17 protein-coding genes are annotated in these 17415 nt (G+C 66.3%); 16 read left to right on the forward strand and 1 reads right to left on the reverse strand.

The window, feature by feature from the left end; genetic code table 11:
* Window positions 1-229 precede the first annotated feature (229 nt).
* On the forward strand, window positions 230-1009 hold the full coding sequence (locus AC1RR5_RS19905) for a glycoside hydrolase family 25 protein (RefSeq protein ID WP_492924260.1): 780 nt from the start codon (window positions 230-232) through the stop codon (window positions 1007-1009).
* Between the two features lie 205 nt (window positions 1010-1214).
* Here the strand turns inward: AC1RR5_RS19905 and AC1RR5_RS19910 are convergent, their stop codons facing one another.
* Window positions 1215-1583: a GIY-YIG nuclease family protein gene (locus tag AC1RR5_RS19910; RefSeq protein ID WP_492924262.1), complete on the reverse strand. Its 369-nt coding sequence runs from the start codon at window positions 1581-1583 to the stop codon at window positions 1215-1217.
* Between the two features lie 206 nt (window positions 1584-1789).
* Between AC1RR5_RS19910 and AC1RR5_RS19915 the strand changes: the two genes are divergently transcribed.
* The 15 genes from AC1RR5_RS19915 to AC1RR5_RS19985 all read left to right on the forward strand — a co-directional run bounded on the left by AC1RR5_RS19915 (window position 1790) and on the right by AC1RR5_RS19985 (window position 16987).
* On the forward strand, window positions 1790-2140 hold the full coding sequence (locus AC1RR5_RS19915; RefSeq protein ID WP_492924264.1) for a TrbC/VirB2 family type IV secretion system protein: 351 nt from the start codon (window positions 1790-1792) through the stop codon (window positions 2138-2140).
* A gap of 1 nt (window position 2141) precedes the next feature.
* Window positions 2142-2402, forward strand: coding sequence for a VirB3 family type IV secretion system protein (locus AC1RR5_RS19920; protein ID WP_492924266.1), 261 nt, complete (start codon window positions 2142-2144; stop codon window positions 2400-2402).
* Window positions 2403-2412: 10 nt separating this feature from the next.
* Window positions 2413-4869, forward strand: a complete 2457-nt coding sequence (trbE, locus tag AC1RR5_RS19925; RefSeq protein ID WP_492924268.1) for a conjugal transfer protein TrbE — start codon at window positions 2413-2415, stop codon at window positions 4867-4869.
* Between the two features lie 64 nt (window positions 4870-4933).
* On the forward strand, window positions 4934-5125 hold the full coding sequence (locus AC1RR5_RS19930) for a hypothetical protein (RefSeq protein WP_492924270.1): 192 nt from the start codon (window positions 4934-4936) through the stop codon (window positions 5123-5125).
* A complete protein-coding gene (locus tag AC1RR5_RS19935; RefSeq protein WP_492924272.1) occupies window positions 5125-5832 on the forward strand; it encodes a TrbJ/VirB5 family protein in 708 nt (235 codons plus the stop codon). Before AC1RR5_RS19930 ends, AC1RR5_RS19935 begins: the two co-directional genes overlap by 1 nt.
* Window positions 5832-6032, forward strand: a complete 201-nt coding sequence (locus AC1RR5_RS19940) for a hypothetical protein (RefSeq protein ID WP_492924274.1) — start codon at window positions 5832-5834, stop codon at window positions 6030-6032. Before AC1RR5_RS19935 ends, AC1RR5_RS19940 begins: the two co-directional genes overlap by 1 nt.
* A gap of 7 nt (window positions 6033-6039) precedes the next feature.
* Window positions 6040-7254: a P-type conjugative transfer protein TrbL gene (trbL, locus tag AC1RR5_RS19945; RefSeq protein ID WP_492924276.1), complete on the forward strand. Its 1215-nt coding sequence runs from the start codon at window positions 6040-6042 to the stop codon at window positions 7252-7254.
* 12 nt (window positions 7255-7266) lie between these two features.
* Window positions 7267-7953, forward strand: coding sequence for a conjugal transfer protein TrbF (gene trbF, locus AC1RR5_RS19950; protein ID WP_492924278.1), 687 nt, complete (start codon window positions 7267-7269; stop codon window positions 7951-7953).
* Window positions 7950-8918, forward strand: a complete 969-nt coding sequence (locus AC1RR5_RS19955; protein WP_492924280.1) for a TrbG/VirB9 family P-type conjugative transfer protein — start codon at window positions 7950-7952, stop codon at window positions 8916-8918. Before trbF ends, AC1RR5_RS19955 begins: the two co-directional genes overlap by 4 nt.
* Window positions 8915-10099, forward strand: a complete 1185-nt coding sequence (locus tag AC1RR5_RS19960; RefSeq protein ID WP_492924282.1) for a TraB/TrbI/VirB10 family type IV secretion system protein — start codon at window positions 8915-8917, stop codon at window positions 10097-10099. The genes AC1RR5_RS19955 and AC1RR5_RS19960 overlap by 4 nt, the downstream gene beginning before the upstream one ends.
* Before the next feature lie 972 nt (window positions 10100-11071).
* On the forward strand, window positions 11072-11755 hold the full coding sequence (locus AC1RR5_RS19965) for a hypothetical protein (protein ID WP_492924283.1): 684 nt from the start codon (window positions 11072-11074) through the stop codon (window positions 11753-11755).
* 412 nt (window positions 11756-12167) lie between these two features.
* Window positions 12168-12773 carry a hypothetical protein gene (locus AC1RR5_RS19970; RefSeq protein ID WP_492924285.1) on the forward strand — a complete coding sequence of 202 codons (606 nt, stop codon included), beginning with the start codon at window positions 12168-12170 and terminating at the stop codon, window positions 12771-12773.
* A gap of 274 nt (window positions 12774-13047) precedes the next feature.
* The gene (locus AC1RR5_RS19975) at window positions 13048-13794 is read left to right on the forward strand and encodes a hypothetical protein (RefSeq protein ID WP_492924287.1); all 747 of its coding nucleotides are present in this window, start codon (window positions 13048-13050) and stop codon (window positions 13792-13794) included.
* 429 nt (window positions 13795-14223) lie between these two features.
* On the forward strand, window positions 14224-14670 hold the full coding sequence (locus AC1RR5_RS19980) for a hypothetical protein (protein WP_492924289.1): 447 nt from the start codon (window positions 14224-14226) through the stop codon (window positions 14668-14670).
* Between the two features lie 322 nt (window positions 14671-14992).
* Window positions 14993-16987, forward strand: coding sequence for a TonB-dependent receptor domain-containing protein (locus AC1RR5_RS19985; protein ID WP_492924291.1), 1995 nt, complete (start codon window positions 14993-14995; stop codon window positions 16985-16987).
* The last annotated feature ends 428 nt before the right edge of the window (window positions 16988-17415 follow it).

A 17415-nucleotide genomic window follows, 5' to 3' on the forward strand; every position in this document is an offset into this window, starting at 1 on the left:
TTGCGAAGCCTAATCGACGCGCTGACGGCGCGGGCCTTGCAATCGATTGACCTGCAGAGAGCCCCCTCGCCGCTTCGCTGCGATCAACATCGAACAATGTTCGGTCAGGCGCAAGCATAACGCGTGGTTGGGGACATCGCCGCGGCTAAACGCCAAGGGGATTGATTGACGACGCACACGTCAAAGTGCAGCCTCATGCGGGGCGCGGCATCCGCCGTTTGGGGGCAGCATGATGGGCAATCGGACCTCGGGCTTGGGCGCGGCGGCCATGGCCGCCTTGACCGCCAGCCTTCTATGGGCCTCGCCTGGCGTGGCGGGCGAATGGGCAGCGCCGTGGAAAGACACCAAGTCGGCGATCGTCCTGGACCCCTATGCCGGCAACGCGATCGATTGGGATCAGGTCGCGACGGACAAGAAGGTCGTCGCGGTCATCCACAAGGCCTCGCAAGGTTCCAGCCGCGATCCGGCCTATGCGGCGCGTAGAGGCGAAGCCATCAAGCGCGGCTATCTATGGGGGTCTTATCACCTGCTGACGACCGCCAGCGTCACCCGTCAGATCGACACCTATCTGGCCGCGACGGGCGAGCATGGCGATGAGACCTATGCAGTGGATGTCGAATGTCTCGTCGGGTCGGACAAGTGCCAAGCCGCCAGCTTCGAGGTCACGGTCGAACAGGTCGAGGCGGCGCTGCGCGAGGTTAAGCGAAGGACGGGGCGACTGCCGCTGGTCTACGCCAACCATAGCGTCACCAAGGCTCTTTCGGCGCGCTGGGCCAACAGCGCCGAATTTGGCGGCGTGCAGCTGTGGTATGCCCGGTTCAAGGCGACCGTGACCGATTTCCCCGCGCGTCCTTGGGACCGCTACACGCTCTGGCAGTTCTCGAGCGAAATCAACTGCTCGGCCGCGGCCTGCCCCTACCGCGTCCCGGGAACCCGGACCGACATGGACATCAATGTCTATTACGGAACGCCCGATGAGCTTCGGGCCGCCTGGCCGCTGAATCGATAGCGTCCGCCACGCGACAGGCGTCTTCGACTAGGGCAGAGGCTGCGGCGGCGCCATCGTGCGCAGCTGCGCGGCCTTCATCGCCCGCGGCTTGGCGGTCCGGCTCCGCCACCGAGGGCAGACACCGTCGTGGTGAAGAGTGAAAGATCGCCGCGTCCGTAATTGATCTTCGTGTGGCGGTTTGCGCGAAGGGAGATCAACCGGGTGGTCAATGTCCGCCCTCAACCCAGGGGACGCCGCAGGCCTTGAAGGCCTCGGCCAGAGCCGCTTCCAGGTCGAGGGCTTCCCAGGGGCGCATGGGATTGAGGTGGGCGACGAGGTCGGGCAGCAGGCGCACGCCGAACCGGCGAGCCGCGCCGCTGGCCTTGTAGCCGGCCTTGTGCTGGTCGAACCGCAGGTCCGGATCGCGCGAGGTTTGTCCGACATAGAGCCCCCACGGCGGATCGCGCCGCGCGTCGCGCAACAGGATCACATAGACCGACTGCCGGGCGCCGCGGGCGCCGCGCGTCGTCGCGGTGAACGACCGGGCAACCCGTATCGCCCGCCCCATCCAGTCCGGTTCCGGGGATCCCCGCATGGCGCAAGGCTATGGGCGCGAAGGACTCGACGCCAGCGTCCATCGGGCGGCCTCGACACATCGGGAGATCCTGACCGGCCCGCCTGGCGAGCCCGGCCGCGGCGCCGATATGCTCAAGCCGCCTAGGTTTTCGTCCCTTAATTCCTCTCGATTGTGAGGCGGGGTCGTGGCGAGCAGGATTTTCGCGTTCAACGCGAGTAAACGCCATGTCGCTTCCAATCGATCTTTCCCCGCAGCGTCTGGCGCGTCGACGCGCCGTCCGGGTCGCGCTCGCCGCGGGCGTCCTGGCTTGCCTGGCCGGGCCGGCCCTGGCCTCGGGCGGCGGAGCCATGCCCTGGGAGGACAAGCTGACGGCCCTCGCCGACTCCATTACCGGGCCGGTGGCGCGGGCGGTCGGCGTGATCGCCATCGCCCTGTTCGGCTTTGGGGTGGCGGTCTCGGAGGGCGGATCGACGCTGCGGCGGGGCTGCAGCGTTCTGATGGGGCTGGCCATCGCCTTCACCGCCTCGAGCTTCTTCTTGCCCTGGCTCGGCTTCACCAGCGGGGCGGCGTTCTGACATGGCCGAGGTCGAAGGGTTCGAGATCGCCTTCCACAACGCCTTGGCCGAGCCGGTGACCCTGGCGGGCGTGCCGCGCGGGGTCGCCATCCTGATCGGCACCCTGACGGCCATGCTGGCCCTGGGCCTGCAGGTGCCGCTGATCGGCCTGCCGCTGGGCTTGGGTCTTTGGACCGGCGCCTACGTCCTGGCGCGCCGCGATCCTTATGTCTTCGACGTCCTACGCCGGCACGTTCGCCAGCCGGCCGCCTACGACGGATAAGGGGGCGGCCATGCTTTATCTGGGCGAATACCGCCGCCGGTCCCATCGCCTGTTTGATCACCTGCCTTGGGCGATGCTGATCGGTCCGGGCGTTGTGCTCAACAAGGACGGCGCCTTCCAGCAGACCCTGGCGTTTCGCGGGCCCGACCTGGCCAGCGCCACGGATGTGGGCCTGGTGGCCGCCCGCGCCCAGCTCAACAACGCCCTGCGCCGGTTGGGGTCGCGCTGGTGCCTGCATGTGGAGGCCGTCCGCACGCCTTCGCGCGCCTATCCGCCGGCGGCCTTTCCCGATCCGGTCAGCCATCTCGTCGACGAGGAGCGGCGCCTGGAGTTCGAGGCCGAAGGCGTCCACTTCGAAAGCCGCTACTTCCTGACCCTGACCTTCCTGCCGCCGCAGGACGCGGTGGGCGCGGCCGCCAGCCTGCTGGTGGAAAACCTGCCCGGCGGCAAGGGCGCCGAAGCCCTCTACAGGGCCGCCTTCGAGGAGTTCAAGGTGACGGTCGCGAGCCTGCGCGATCTCCTGGCCGCCGTCCTGCCGATGGTGGCGCCGCTCGATGACGGCGAGACCCTGACCTACTTGCACGCCTGCATCTCGACCAAGGCCCATCCGGTCGCGGCGCCGCCGGTCCCGGCCTATCTCGACGCCTTCCTGACCGACGATGACCTGCATGGCGGGCTCTACCCGCGTCTGGGCCAGCATTATCTGCGCACCCTGTCGATCCGGGCGTTTCCGGCCGCCTCCGCGCCGGGAATCCTCGACCAGCTCAACGCCCTGGGCCTGCCCTATCGCTGGGTCAGCCGTTATCTGCCGCTTGATCGCGAGGACGCGCGCCGGGCCGTCACCACCCTGCGCAAGCGCTGGTTTTCCAAGCGCAAGGGCGTCCTGGCCCTGCTGAAGGAGGCCCTCACCAAGGAGCCCTCGGCGCTGGAGGATCCCGACGCCCTGCACAAGACCCAGGACGCCGACGCGGCCCTGGCCCTGCTGGGCGAGGACGCCGCGGCCATGGGCTACTTCACCCCGACCTTGACCCTGATGGATCCCGACCCCGACGCCCTGGCCGCCCAAGTCCGTCAGGTCGAGGCGGCCATCAACCGCGCCGGTTTCGTGGCCAAGGTCGAGGACCTCAATGCGGTCGAGGCCTGGCTGGGCAGCCTGCCGGGCCAGGCCTATGCTGATGTGCGGCGACCGCTGGTCAGCACGCTCAATCTTTGCGACATGCTGCCGCTCTCGGCCATCTGGCCCGGTCCCAGCCACAACGCCCATCTGTCGGCCGAGTGCGCCAAGCGCGGGTTTGCCGGACCCCAGCCGCCGCTGATGCACGCCTTGACCGGCGCGACCACGCCGTTCCGGCTCGACCTGCACCAGGGCGATGTCGGCCACACCTTCGTCGCCGGACCAACGGGCGCGGGCAAGTCGGTGTGTCTGCTGACCCTGGCCTTGCAATGGCTGCGGTTCCCGCAGGCTCAGGTCCGCATCTTCGACAAGGGCGCCAGCGCCCGGGCCGCCACCCTGCTGGTCGGCGGCGCATTCCACGATCTGGGCGGCGGCGGCGGGCTGGCGTTCCAGCCCCTGGCCGACATCGACGATCCGGACGAGCGGGCCTGGGCCCAGGACTGGGTTGAGGACCTGCTGGTCGCCGGTGGGGTGACGCCCGATCCCAGCGTGCGCGACAGCGTCTGGACGGCCTTGCAGAGCCTCTCGGCCGCGCCGCGCGAGCAGCGCACCCTCACCCTGCTGGCCGCGACCCTGCAGGATCGCGTCCTCAAGGCCGCCTTGACCCCGTTCACCCTGGCCGGTCCGCATGGGCGGCTGCTCGACGGCGCGGGGGCGGACCTGGCCCGGGCCGACTGGCAGGCCTTCGAGATGGGCGAACTGATCGCCAGCCGCGCGGCCGCAGGACCGGTGCTGACCTACCTCTTCCATCTGCTGGCCCGCGACTTCGACGGCCGCCCGACCCTGCTGGTGCTCGACGAGGCCTGGCTGCTCCTGGAGTCGACCGTCTTCGCCGCCAAGATCCGGGAGTGGCTGCTGACCCTGCGCAAGAAGAACGTGGTGGTGATGTTCACCACGCCAAGCTTGAAGACGGCGCTGGACTCGCCGATCGCCGGGGCGCTGCTCGAAGCCTGCCCGACGCGGATCTTCCTGCCCAACCCCGACGCGCGCACGCCCGAGCTGGCCAAGGCCTACAGCGCCTTCGGGCTCAACGCCCAGCAGGTGGCGATCATCGCCGGGGCCAGGCCCAAGCGCGAGTACTACTACCAGAGCGCGGCGGGAAATCGCCTGTTCGAGCTGGGCCTGGGGCCGGTGGCCCTGGCGGCCGTCGGCTCGGCCTCGCCCGGCGATCAGGCGCTGATCACCCGGCTGCTGGACGCCCATGGCCAGGCTGGCTTCGCGGCGGCCTTCTATCGCGCCAAAGGCCTGTCCGAGGTCGCCGACTTCCTGGCGGAGGTTCGTGATGCGGCCTGAAGGGCGTCCTCATCGGATTTGGATACCGGCCGCCGGCCTGGGCGCGACGCGGGGCCGGCGGCTGTTGCTCGTGGCCCTGCTTTTTCCCGGCGTGGTCATGGCCGTGGCCGGCGCGCAGATCCTGGTCTGCCCGCCGCTCATCGTCGCCGGTCTCGCCTGGTTGGCGGCAGCGACGATCGTCTGGCGGCGCGTGGCGCCGCGCCGGCCCGCGCCGCCCCTGGCGCGGCGGGGTGCCAATCTCGAGGAGCCGCTCTGATGACCCTGTCTCGCCGTGCGCTCATGGCCACCGCACCGCTCGCGCTTCTAGGCGCGGCGACGTCGGCCAGGGCCCAGCTCACCGTCTATGATCCGGCCGCCGTGAGCCAGATGCTCAGGCAAGTCAGCCAGGGCCTGCAGCAGATCCAGGCCCTGCAGGCTCAGTTGGCCAATTCCGAACGCATGCTGCAGGGGCTCGGCGTCGACGTCACCGGCCCGTTGCGCGACATCGCCAGCCAGGCGACGGGCCTGATGCGGCAATCCCAGGGCCTGGGCTACAACGCCGCCGACCTGTCGCGGGACTTCGCCGCCCTCTATCCCGGCGATTTGGCGGGCCTCTCGCCCGCGGAGCTGGCCGACAAGCTCGCCGCCTGGAACCAGGCCAGTCGCCAGACCCTGCAGGAGGCGATGCAGGTCCAAAGCCAGATCGTCCAGGCCCAGGGCCAGACGGCCGGGGCCGTGACCGGCGCCGTGGCCGCGTCCCAGGCCGCCGCGGGCCAGACCGCCGCCGTCCAGGCCACCAACCAGCTGCTGGCCGCACTCTCGGTCCAGCTCACCCAGCTTCAGACCCTGCTGATCAGCCAGGCGCGTCAGGTCCAGACCTTCGAGGCCGAAAAGCGCGCGCTCGCGGCCAAGGCCGAAGCCGATCGCCAGCGGCTCTCGGTCTTGCCGCCCCCCGCGCCGCGACGCCCCCGAAAGAGCCTCTGATGCGTATCCTGGTGCTGATTATCGCGGGGACGATCGGGTTAGCCAGCTGCAGCCCGGCGCCGGTGTCGAAGACCGACAAACGTCCGACGGCAAAGCCTGGCAGGAAGTGCCCGGACCTGGATCTTCGCGACAAGAACGACCCGTGCTCGCCGATGTATCTGCCGCCGATCAAAAGGCGCGCCAAGCCCAACAGCTTGTGAGGCGGGCGTGTCATCTGCCTCGCCCGCCGTCATCGACGAACTGCTCGACCGCTACACGACGCAGGTCGGCACGGGCTTTGGCCTGGTGCAGGGCGATGTCCAGGCGGTGTTCGGCTCGCTGATGGTCATCAGCCTGGGCCTGTCGGCCTTGCTCTGGGCGCTCGACGAGCATCAGAACGTGCCGGCCGCCCTGGTGCGCAAGATCCTGCTGTTTGGTTTCTTCGCCTGGCTGATTAGCGGCTGGCACGCCCTCACCCTGACGGTCGTCAATGGCTTTGCCGCGCTGGGGCTGAAGGCTGGTGGCGGACATCTCGAGGTCAGCGACCTTACCCAGCCGTCTCTGATCGTCAGGGACGGACTCGATGTGGCGTTTGATCTCCTGAGGTACATCGGCCGGCTCGCCAGCGAAGGCATGGGCACCGGGTTCTTCAATCATATCGACGCCATCGCGGTCACCGGCTTGGCGGCGATTGGCATCATCCTGGCGTTTGTCGTGCTCGGCATCGAGATCGCCGTCACCATCATCGAGTTCTACATCGTCACCCTGATCGGCTTCGTGACCGTGCCGTTCGGCATCCTCACCCAGACCGCCTTCATGTCCGAACGGGCCATCGGCTACGTCGTCTCGGTCGGGGCCAAGGTCATGGCCCTGGCCCTGGTCGTCTCGATCGGTGAGCAGCTCTTCTCGGGCTTCACCGTCTCTAGCGAGCCGCCGTGGCACGAGTCCGTTGGCCTGCTGGCCGCGGCCGTGATGATCCTGATGCTGGCCTTGAAGATTCCGGCCCTGGCCGCCGCCCAGATCACCGGCGGGCCCCAACTCAGCGCCGGCTCGGCCGCCGCCGGGGCCGTGGGGCTGGCCGCCACGGTCGGGGGTGCGGCGCTGGTGGGCCGCTGGGCGGCCGGTGGGGCGATGCAGAGCGCGCGTCGTGCGGCGCGCGTGGTCAGCGCCTTTGGCGGATCAGGTGGCGGCCCGGAAGGTTCGGGCGGCGGCTCAGGGGGTGGTCCCAGCGGCGGTGGCGGTGGCGGTGGCGGGGACGGCGGGGCGTCGACACACCGCCGCGGCGCGGCGGGATCCGCAGCGCTCGTGCGCCAGGCGCGCAAGTCCTACCAGCCGCCGCGTCCCGCCGCCGAGGCCGATGCGCCGTCGCCGAAGCCGCCGGCCGCAGACGCCGCCGAGCCCGATGTCTGGGCCGTCGATCCGCCGATCAACCCCAATCGATGAAGGAGCGCTCCCGTGTCGAACGCCTTCACGCGCCCGCAGGACCGCTATGGCGCTTCCAGTCCAGTCGAGACGCCCTATCAGCGGGCCGCCCAGGTCCATGACGACCGCGACGGCGCCAAGCTCGTCCAGGCTCGCAACTGGCGGCTGATGGCGTTCGGGTGCCTGGCCCTGGCGAGCCTCAGCACCGGGGCCTTCGTCTATGTGCAGCTCAATCACCCGATCGCCACCTATGTCGTGCCTATCGACCGCCTTGGCCGGCCGGGCCGCATCGAGCTGGCCGACCGCGCCTACCAGCCCGACCCGGCGATCAAGGCCGCCTTCGCGGCCGACTTCGTCGAGGCCGTGCGGTCCAAGAGCACCGATCCGGTCGTGCTGCGCGGGGCTTGGGAGCGGGGCCTGGCCATGACCGGCAAGGCCGCCCGCACCCAGCTCGTCCAGTACGGCCAGGATCACGACCCGGCTGCGCGCCTGGGTCAGGAGGCGATCGCGGTGGAGATCGTCTCGGTCCTGCAGGCCGCGCCGACGACCTTCCAGGTGCAGTGGCGGGAGACCACCTACCTGCAGGGCGTGGCCGCGCCGCCGCAGCGTTGGACGGGCCTGTTCACCCTGGCGGCCCGCAAGCCCAGGACCGAGGCCGAACTGCTGGCCAATCCCCGCGGCCTGGAGATCACCAGCTTTCAGTGGAGCCGGGACCTATGACGCGTCTGATCCCCTTGATCCTCCTGGCCGCTCTGCTGGCGGGGACGCCGGTGCTGGCCGCGCCTGTCCTGGGCGGGCCGGCCGACAAACCCGTGGGCGCATTGGCCAGCTTACCGTCGCGCGCGGCGGCCCCGCCGCCGGCGCTCAGGGCGCCGACGGTCGGCCCGCGCCGCGCCAAGCGCGTGCGCCCTCGTCCGGTCGCCACCAGCGCGCCTCTGACCGAACTCCTGCGCGCCAACCGGGCGGCGCGTGACGGGCCCGCCAGCGGCGCCTTCGTCAATTCGACGCTCTATCATCCGTTCGAACCGGGCCGGATCTACGCCATCCACACCAGCCCGGGGTTCTTGACCGCCATCGCCCTGCGGCCGGGCGAGAAGCTGATCTCCAAGGCGGCCGGCGACACGGTGCGCTGGGTGCTGGGCGAGACCGAGGCCGGCGCGGGCGAGACCCAGCAGGTCGTCATCTTCGTCAAGCCGATGCGGTCGAGCCTGCGCACCAACATCGTCCTGACCACCGACCAGCGCACCTATCTGATCGACGCGATCTCGACCGGTTCGGGCGCCTATACCAGCGTGCTGTCGTGGACCTATCCGCAGGAAGAGGCCCGGGCCCGGGCCGCATCGGCGGCCAGTCTCGCGGTCCCGGTGGTGTCCCTGGCCGTCCCGGTCGAGCGGCTCGACTTCGGCTATGACGTCCGAACCTTGAAGGGCCGCGCGCCCGCGTGGCGCCCGGTGCGGGTGTTCAACGACGGGGCCAAGACCTATGTCGAGTTTCCGCCGGACCTGGCGGTGCGCGAGGCCCCGCCGCTCTTTCTGCTCGGCGACGACGATCAGGTCCAACTCGTCATTCCGCGGTTCACCGGACGCTATCTCGTCGTCGACCGGCTGATCGAGCGGGCCGAGCTGCGGCTGGGCGACAAAAAGCCGGTGGTGGTGCGCATCACCCGTCGGGGCGCGCGCTCATGAGTGATCCGCACACGGCCGCCGCCGCCAAGGTCAAGCCCCCGCCCGAGCCGCTGCTGATGACCTCGCCCCGGCGCATTACCCGCTACCGGCCGTTCGTGGTCGCCGCCGCCCTGAGCGCGCTATTCCTGGTCGTGGGCGCAGCCTTCATCATCGGCTTCAGCAGCCCGGCCCGACGGCAGCGGGCGGAGGCGACGCCGGCGGAGACCAGCGACCCGCCATCGGCGCTGGAGACGCGCCTGCCGGCCCGATACGACGATCCGGCCGCCGCGCCGCCGCCCGGCGCGGGCGGCCTTCCGCCGCCGGAGGCGGACGCGGCCAGCGCCGTCGGCGCGCGCGAGCAGGGTGTGGCGAGCCCGCGGGCCCCCTCCCCCGAGGTCCAGCGCGCGCGCCAGGAGGCCCAGGCCGCCCGGGCCTCGGGGCCGTTCTTTGGCGGCGCGGGCGCAAGCCGGCCGGGGCCCTCGCCGGCGGTCGTCGCTTCATCCGAGAGTTCGAGTCTAGCCGCGCCGGCGGCGGGGCCTGGTCTTTCGGCCAAGGAACAGTTCATCGCGGCGGCCGCCGCGCGCGGCCCCGGGGCGCCGATCTTGCCGCGGCCGCCGCTGTCGCCCTGGGAGGTCAAGGCCGGGGCCCTGATCTCGGCGGCCTTGATCACCGGCATCAATTCCGATCTTCCCGGCCCGGTGATCGCCCAGGTCACCGAGCCGGTCTTCGATCATCGCACTGGCCAGCGGACGCTGATCCCGCAGGGCGCGCGCCTGATCGGTCGCTATGACAGCCAGGTCGGCTACGGCCAGGAACGGGTGCTGGTGGTCTGGACCCAGATCGTCTTTCCGAGCGGCCGCAGCGTCGATTTGGGGGCCATGGTCGGGCTGGACGCGGCCGGGATGAGCGGTCTTGCCGGCAAGGTCGACACGCACGTGCCGCGGCTGGCGCGGGCCATCGGCCTGTCGACCCTGATCTCGATCGGCGGGGCGGCGGCGCAGAACAGCGCCGGCCGGCGCGATGACCGCGTGGTGCTGCAGGACGCGGCGGGCGGCGTGGCCTCGGCGGCCAGCCAGACGGGCCAGCGGCTGGTCGAGCGCGACTTGCAGCGCGCGCCAACCCTGAAGATCGCGCCGGGGCAGCGGGTTCGGGTGCTGATCGACCGTGACCTGATCCTGCCGCCTGCCGAAGCCGAACCTTGAGATGTCCACAATGTCCATAAGACGAGGACATTTGTTGGAGACGGTGCTGACGGGATCGATACGGGCCAAGTCAGCTTGGCTGGGAGAATGCACCGGTTGACGCCGTTGTCGGCGCGGCGGCGCGGGGTCACATAGAGCTGTTCACAGGATCGCCACCCCCGGACGCCGATCTTTGGAAGCGCTGCGCGCATATCGGCTATGCGGGCAAATTCTACGAATAGCCGGCTCCCTGCACCTTCGACCCTTGGCGGACAGAGGAGGGAAGCGGAACGCTAACGAGCTTTGGGGCCCTTCGATCGCCGCATTAGATAGACTACTCCGAACGCAATAGGGACCGCCAGGAAAGGCAGCCACTCGAAGCTGACGGTGGCATTGAACAGAATGACCGCCCAGAGCCCGATCAGCGCGATGAACCCAGCCCAAAACGATAGAACCACTATCCCTTTGCGTGACATGCAACCTCGCTTCCTAGGCGAAGATGGCAGTCGCGAAGTAAATTTTGGGTTGAGCTTTCCGACCCAGGTTAGCTAGGGCAACTCCTCACCCCTCGCTGAAGTTGGGTAGGTCCGCTGCCGGCCCCCTCATTCGATTTGGGGGCGTCAGGCTCAGGTTTCGACAAGGAGCCAGATTCCGCTCACGACCGTTCGCGGACATTCAGGTTTCCATCGCCGAGCGACGCGAGCATAGCGCGTCACCGCTGCTGCCTTCGTTGTTAAGTGCTGCAGACCTTCGCGTAATCGCCAATTGCCGAAGGCGCGGAGTGGGCTAAGGCGTCAACGAAATCCCAGTCTGGACAGGGAAAACCTAGCGCTTGAGACAATCTTGGCATTTTGCGCAACGCGATTTTGGTGATCTCGCCCATCGTCGATTTCGCGTGGTATCACTCGCTGTGGTGGAGCTAGGCGCTCGCTCGCGTGTGAAAAGTGGGGTGTTCGGTTGCATGGATATGCTCGGCTAGGTCGTCGTCGGGTTTTGGCGGCGCTGCCCCTTGCCTTGATTTCGTTGAGTGGCATCCAAGGGTGCGCGGGAAAAGATTCGATCTCCATTCCCATAAAGCTCAATCTATTTCTGAGTATGAACGGATCCATATCCGAGGTTTCTGGGGTGTGGAAAATTGTTCTGCAAAATACGACATCGTTTCCGAACCCAGGATCGATGATTATTACAAGTCTCATTGGCGATGCTATACATCTTGGTCGAATTGAGGGGCTGGATATTTTTGTCGCCTTGGCTTCGTCCAGAATACTTGACTATTCGAACTCCCCGACGCGACTTGCAGAGTGGGAGTGCGTCCCCCTTTTGGCGCGAGGCTATGGCGTCAGTCCGGGGTGGGGTGAAGACGGCCCCGCGGGGCTCCGCCAGCTTCTTGCCGAGGCTCCGACATCTCCGGTCGAGCTTTCGCATAGTGACTATCCGAGCCTCATTGCTTTTTCCGATCCTAGCCGCCCCGAGACCGGGCGATTGGTCGATCCTGCCGACCTGACAGGACGGGGGGCTGGCGGGCCGCGCATCGAAAAGCTTGAAATGCAAGTGGTCGACGAGGCGGTGAGCCGCGGTCCGGCTTCCAAGCTGCCCTGGCTTCGCTCGCGCGGGTTCGCGCCGAATTCCGCTATCTGGAATGATTTTCCAGCAAATCCACGGTATTTCTCGAGGTGAGTAATGACCGACAAGCAGGGTTTACTGGTAGCCGTTCTGGCAATGGGCGTCGGTGCATGATGCTTTCGCTGAGCGTCGTGCATCTCGGATGTGTGCCAACGGCCGCCCATCGCACGAGCCGGCCGCTGAGCGCGTCCAACTAACGCCTGCTCACCACCCTTTCCTGAGCTAGGCGGCATCCGATCTGGCGCCAGGCATCCTAGGTCTGCCCTCGGCGTCGGCGGTATCTTCCGGACCCGACCCTGAGCGAACCATCAATCCTGGCTGAAGATTACTGGCCTGGAAGCAAACGGAGGCCGGTGTGAGACATTCTCAACCGAGAGACATAGAGAGCGAGCGAATGAGGGACCCGGACCTTTTCGTTCGCAGCAGCCTCCCTCGCCGCAGACTTTTGGCAGGAGCATTTTCTGTCTTGGGGGTGTCAGCCTGCGGTCGCAAAAAAACGCCGGAGAACATTTTCCGGCTGCGCCTGACGTTTCACTTCTCGCGTCCAGCAGGCAGCAGGTCTTTCTCTGGAGTCTGGGAAGTATGGGAAACGCGGTTTAGCGGCTTTCCGAACTCTGGAACCAACTTAACTGAAAGCCTGTTCGGTGAAGCCATTCCCATGCGCTTCGACAACGGTCAGATCGTTTTCGCGCTGCTAGCCGACTATGGCGGTGGAGCGCCCGAAGATGCGATCGGACTGTTTACCTGGAGCGGCGCAAAGGCTCTCCACAATGCCTCTCACCCGGGATACGCGGTTCCCGGTCAGCCAAGCGGTCGTTTTCAAGATTCCATTACGGCAAGTCGGGAGCATCCTCTAACGCTCGCGACCAAGGATATGCCGGCGCTGGTCGTTTTCCAGAATCCCGCCGACCCAGCTACGGGTCGATTCGTGCGGCTATCGGAACTTTCCGCGATTGCGGGGCAAAGCTGGACCTTCGAGCGCGCCGAGATTCAGGTTGTCGACGATCGCCCGACTCCGGGCGCGTCCCAATTTGCTGCCCTGGGTCAATGCGCCGCCCAAAGAGTTCGGTGATTGGCGCTGGAATGATTTTCGTCAGCATCCCGAATATTTCGTGAGGAAAGTCCCATCGTGGTGAGTAAGAACGACCTGTTCCTGCCTGTCCATCGCTATGGAGACTTAGCCGCCGTTGGGATAGCTCCAGAAACCGGTCCCTCGCCGGCAACCCACGAAGGTCTGGATCCAGCCTTCGCGCTTCCTTTCGCTCCAGACCCACTGCGGATCTTAAATGGGTCCGCTCCGTGGCGGGATACAATCAAGTGGTTCGCGCGCGATGGAGCTTGAGCTTATGCTCGTGGAAGGCGAATTCGGGTCGGCTAAGCGCCAAAGTCAAAAGCCGCAGCGCGAAACGCGAGTTACTCGCAGGACGACGCTTCAGATCCTAGCGGGCGCGATGGCGTTGTCCGGGTGCTCGGCGCAGTATCGAATGAGATATCGCCTCACCGTCGTGGTGGATACGCCACACGGTGAGCGTACGGGAAGTGGCGTCTATCAGCTCCAAGTCGGTAACACGACGACCTTTCCCAATCCAGGAAGCACCTTAACTTTGAGCTTCAAGGGGGATGCCTTCCCAATTCTGCTGGAAGGCGGGCGGACCATTTACGTCTTGCTCTATGCGCATGGCGACGAGCGCCCCTTGAGTGACCTTAGTTCGATGTACTCCTGGAATCACACCCGCTACCTCCTGATGGGGCATAGCGAGACCAACGATTGGCAAGGCGGGCGCAATCGAGCTTGGGAACGGCTAGCGGCAATCCAAGAAGGCGAGCCGATCGACATTCCGCTCTCCGCGATGCCGGCCCTGGCGTACTTCGCCGATCCCCTGCGACCTGACTCTGGAGTCCTGCTCGATCCGAAAGACCTCTCCTTGGTCTGTGGGACTGGCTGCGCCGTAAAGCGCTGCGAGATGAGACTGACCTCGGCGCCAGTCACTCGCGGCATCGCCAAGGATCTCCCCTGGGTTCCAGGCGCCCTGCCGCGAGGAAACTTCGCCGAGCCCATATTTTCCGAAAACCGCGACTGGTTCACGAGCTGATCATGACGAGCAAAAGCGACCTGTTCCTGGCGGTGGCCGCTAGCCTCGACCTTAGCTGACGGTGGACCTCAGGCCAGCTAGTATGAGGCCATGAGCGTTCCGATCGATCGGGTTGGCAAGATACTGGCTGGTGATGAAGCTGGGTGGTTCGTCAAAGTGCTAGATGACAGCCCCAGCACCAGTGGCTTCCTAATCCTTACCTCTCCTTCGCCGACATTCGACACAGGCTATGACGGCTGGGTAGCGGATCACGATGACCTTGTTGGGTACTTTACGGAGGCTGGCTGGAAGGTTGAGTGGTTGTAGGTGAACGTCTCTGCCCCCTTTCCCGACCTAAGCGGCGTCCGCTTTGGCGCCAGGCGTCCAGGGTCCGCCATCGATGTCAGCGGCAATTGCTGGACCGGACCCATTGCGCACCTTCACAGGGTCATGAACAATCCCCGGATGGTCGATGTTCCTAGCCGAACGGGATGGCTCGATGAACCGTTGGCAAGCTTGCCACCGGCCCCTCCTTTTCCGCAGTTCACGAACTTCGAGCGCCGAGCCCTGGAGGTGATTGCCAGCTCCCTCGGCTCGTACGCAGATGAATTCAGACGGCAGATCGTGGCGAGCCGTGTCACCGATAGGGTGAACACCGTCGTCGGCTTTTATACGCGTGTCGCCGTGGACTGCGCCCGCTCAGCGCCGCTTCCCATCACACACAAGGACGCTCATTTTGACGTGCCCGGAACGCGCTACGGCATGTCGGTCACCCTCTGGGACGATGAGGGCTACCTCTCGACGATCGAAGGTGTGACCTATGGCGAGGACGAGATGGGCGGTCAGGAATTAGCCACCCTAGACTTCACCGGGTTTCAGCTTCCTGGGGTCCCCTAACCACCCCACCAGGAACTTGATGTCGTCCGCTGACCGCACCTGGATCGCCGCGGTCCTCACCGGATGCGTACGCCCCTCCGAGAGCTTCGCGGAAAACTCCAGCAGGCCCCACCACTCAAGCTTGACAGCGTACTGGCTGCAACCTCTAGGTTGCTTGGATTTTGCAGCCTTCAGGTGAGACGCGGCGATGAGAGTTTTGCTTGGCCAGTTTGGCCTTGCCGTTGTTTTTGCCGCTCAACCCGTCCTAGCCCAAGTCCCCGCACCGCCTACGCCAGACAACCAGATCGACGGAGTCGTCATCTCCGCACCCTCGCAGGCGGGCGTGCAGACCCGGATCGATCGCCGGAGCTACAGCCTCTCCGACGACCTACAGGCCAAGACCGGTTCGATCGGCGATGCGTTAGGCAATCTGCCGTCGGTCGAGGTCGATCCGCAGGGGAGCGTCTCGCTGCGCGGCGACCCCAACGTCACCATCCTGGTCGATGGCAAGCCCTCGGGCCTGTTCAAGGGGGCGGGTCGCTCCGCCGCCCTGCAGCAGCTGCCCGCCGACCGATACGCGCGGGTGGAGATCATCACCAACCCGTCGGCCGGATTCGACGCCAACGGCTCGGGCGGGGTCATCAACCTGATCAGCAAGAAGGCGAAGGGCGCGGGGATCACCGGCTCGTTGCAGGCCAATGTCGGCGACCAAGGCCTGGCGAACAGCGCGGGGAACGTCGGCTACAATTCCGGCAAGCTGTCGCTGAACGGTGACCTTTCCCTCCGGCAAAACATCCTCAAGAAAAGGATCCGCGATCACCGCGACCTGTCTGGCGATGCCGATAGCGACGGCGTCTACCAGGGGCGCACATCGGCCTTTTTCGGCAACCTCCATCTGTCGGCCGACTACGAGGTAGACGAGCGCACCCAGATTTCGGCCGACGCCCACCACCTGCGGCTCGACTGGATTACCCACGAGGCGGACGCCTTTGACGTCCGCTCCCCGGGGCGCGAGACCTCGTCCACGCGCGTCGGCCGCAAAACCTATCGCGTTTATGACGATGAGCTCGAGACCCAGCTGGTGCGCAAATTCACTGGCGAGGATCACGACCTGACGCTGGACCTTGACCACAGTGCGACAATCAACAAGGACCGTCAGCCCTACGCATACTTAGCCGGCGCGCCGCCAACGGGCGCCTATCAGGCGTTCGACTTCGACCAGCATCAGACCCTGACACGGCTTTCCGCCGACTACCGCAAGCCCTTGCCCAAGGACGCCAAGTTGACGGCCGGCGGCCAGGTCGAGGACGACAGCTATCTCTACGAGAACAGCGGCGCGCGGGGAGCCGACGCGGCGACGGCCCGCCCGGACCCCAGCCTGACGAACCGCTTCCACTATGGCCAGGTAGTCTTGGCGGCCTATGCGACGCTGGAGCAGCCGTTCGGCAAGCTGACCGCACTGATGGGACTGCGCGTCGAGAGCGCGCGCATCAAGACTGAGCAGCTGACTCTGGGCGGCACGCATCGCGACACCGACACCCGCGCCTTTCCGTCATTGCACCTCAGCTACGCCCTCGACGATCAGCGCCAGTTGAAGGGGTCTTACACACAACGCATGGAGCGTCCCGATCCCGACGATCTGAACCCTTTCCCCAACACCGCCGGAGCGCTGACGGTCACGGCCGGCAACCCGGCCCTGAAGCCGGAGGAAACCCGCGGCATCGAGGCTTCCTACGAGTATCGCGACGGCCCGGCCTATCACCTGGCGACGGTGTTCTACCGGGACATCCGCGACACGGTCACCGACATCGTCACGCCGCTGACCGCCGGGACCTTGCTGTCGACCAAGCAGAACCTGGGCCGCAAGCGTAACATCGGTCTAGAGCTATCGATGGGGGGGCGACTGACCTCCAAGCTGACCTACACCGCCAGCACGACGGCGACCTATTCCGAGATCGACGCCGAGGGCTTGACCGGCGCGAAGACCCGTTCGGCGCTGTTGGTCGGCGGCAAGGGTTCGCTGAACTGCCAGATCACCCCCGCCGATCTCTTCCAGCTGAACGCCCAGTTCCGCGCCAAGCGCCTGACGCCGCAAGGCTACGCGCCGGCCTACAGCACGCTGAACCTGGGCTTTCGCCACAAGATCGACGAGCGCCTGTCGTTGGTCGCCACCGTGCGCGATGTGCTCAACACCAGCCAGACCCGGGAATACGTTACGCAGCCCGGCCTGAGACAGCGCCTAGAGTACGACAACAATTCGCGCCGCTTCACGCTGGGCCTAAGCTACGCTTTTGGCGGTAAGTCTAAGAAACCGTCCAATTTCGACTACAGCGGCTGATCTAGTCTCTAAGCCTTATGTCGGTTTTCCACCCGTTGCGGACCTTTAAAACCTCGCCCACGATTGAGCTCGTGAGGGCTCAAAGATGAACGCTCGAAGTATGGCATTCTGGGTCGGCGTGGCGGCGTTCGCGTTAATGGCGGTGCTAGGCCTGACGCCTCTTGTTTGGCAGTTTCAGGGGCGCCCCTCTGAGTCATATCCCGAGCTTGTCTTTCTGGGGATAGGTTTGCCGCTGGGCGCGATCTCGCTGACGGCCGGGGCACTCCTGACTTGGAATTCTGCGTCGCGGACAGCCAGCAACGTCTCTGGCCTCCGGCTAATGTCGCTACTCTCGCTTCTTGGGTGCGCTGGGCTGCTCGGACTCACCTTTGCCCCGCCCGATGTCGTCTCAGCTGGGTCCGCAGACCTTGTGCTCAACGCTCTCTTCG

It is taken from the genome of Caulobacter sp. GW821-FHT11E11 (genome assembly GCF_058808315.1).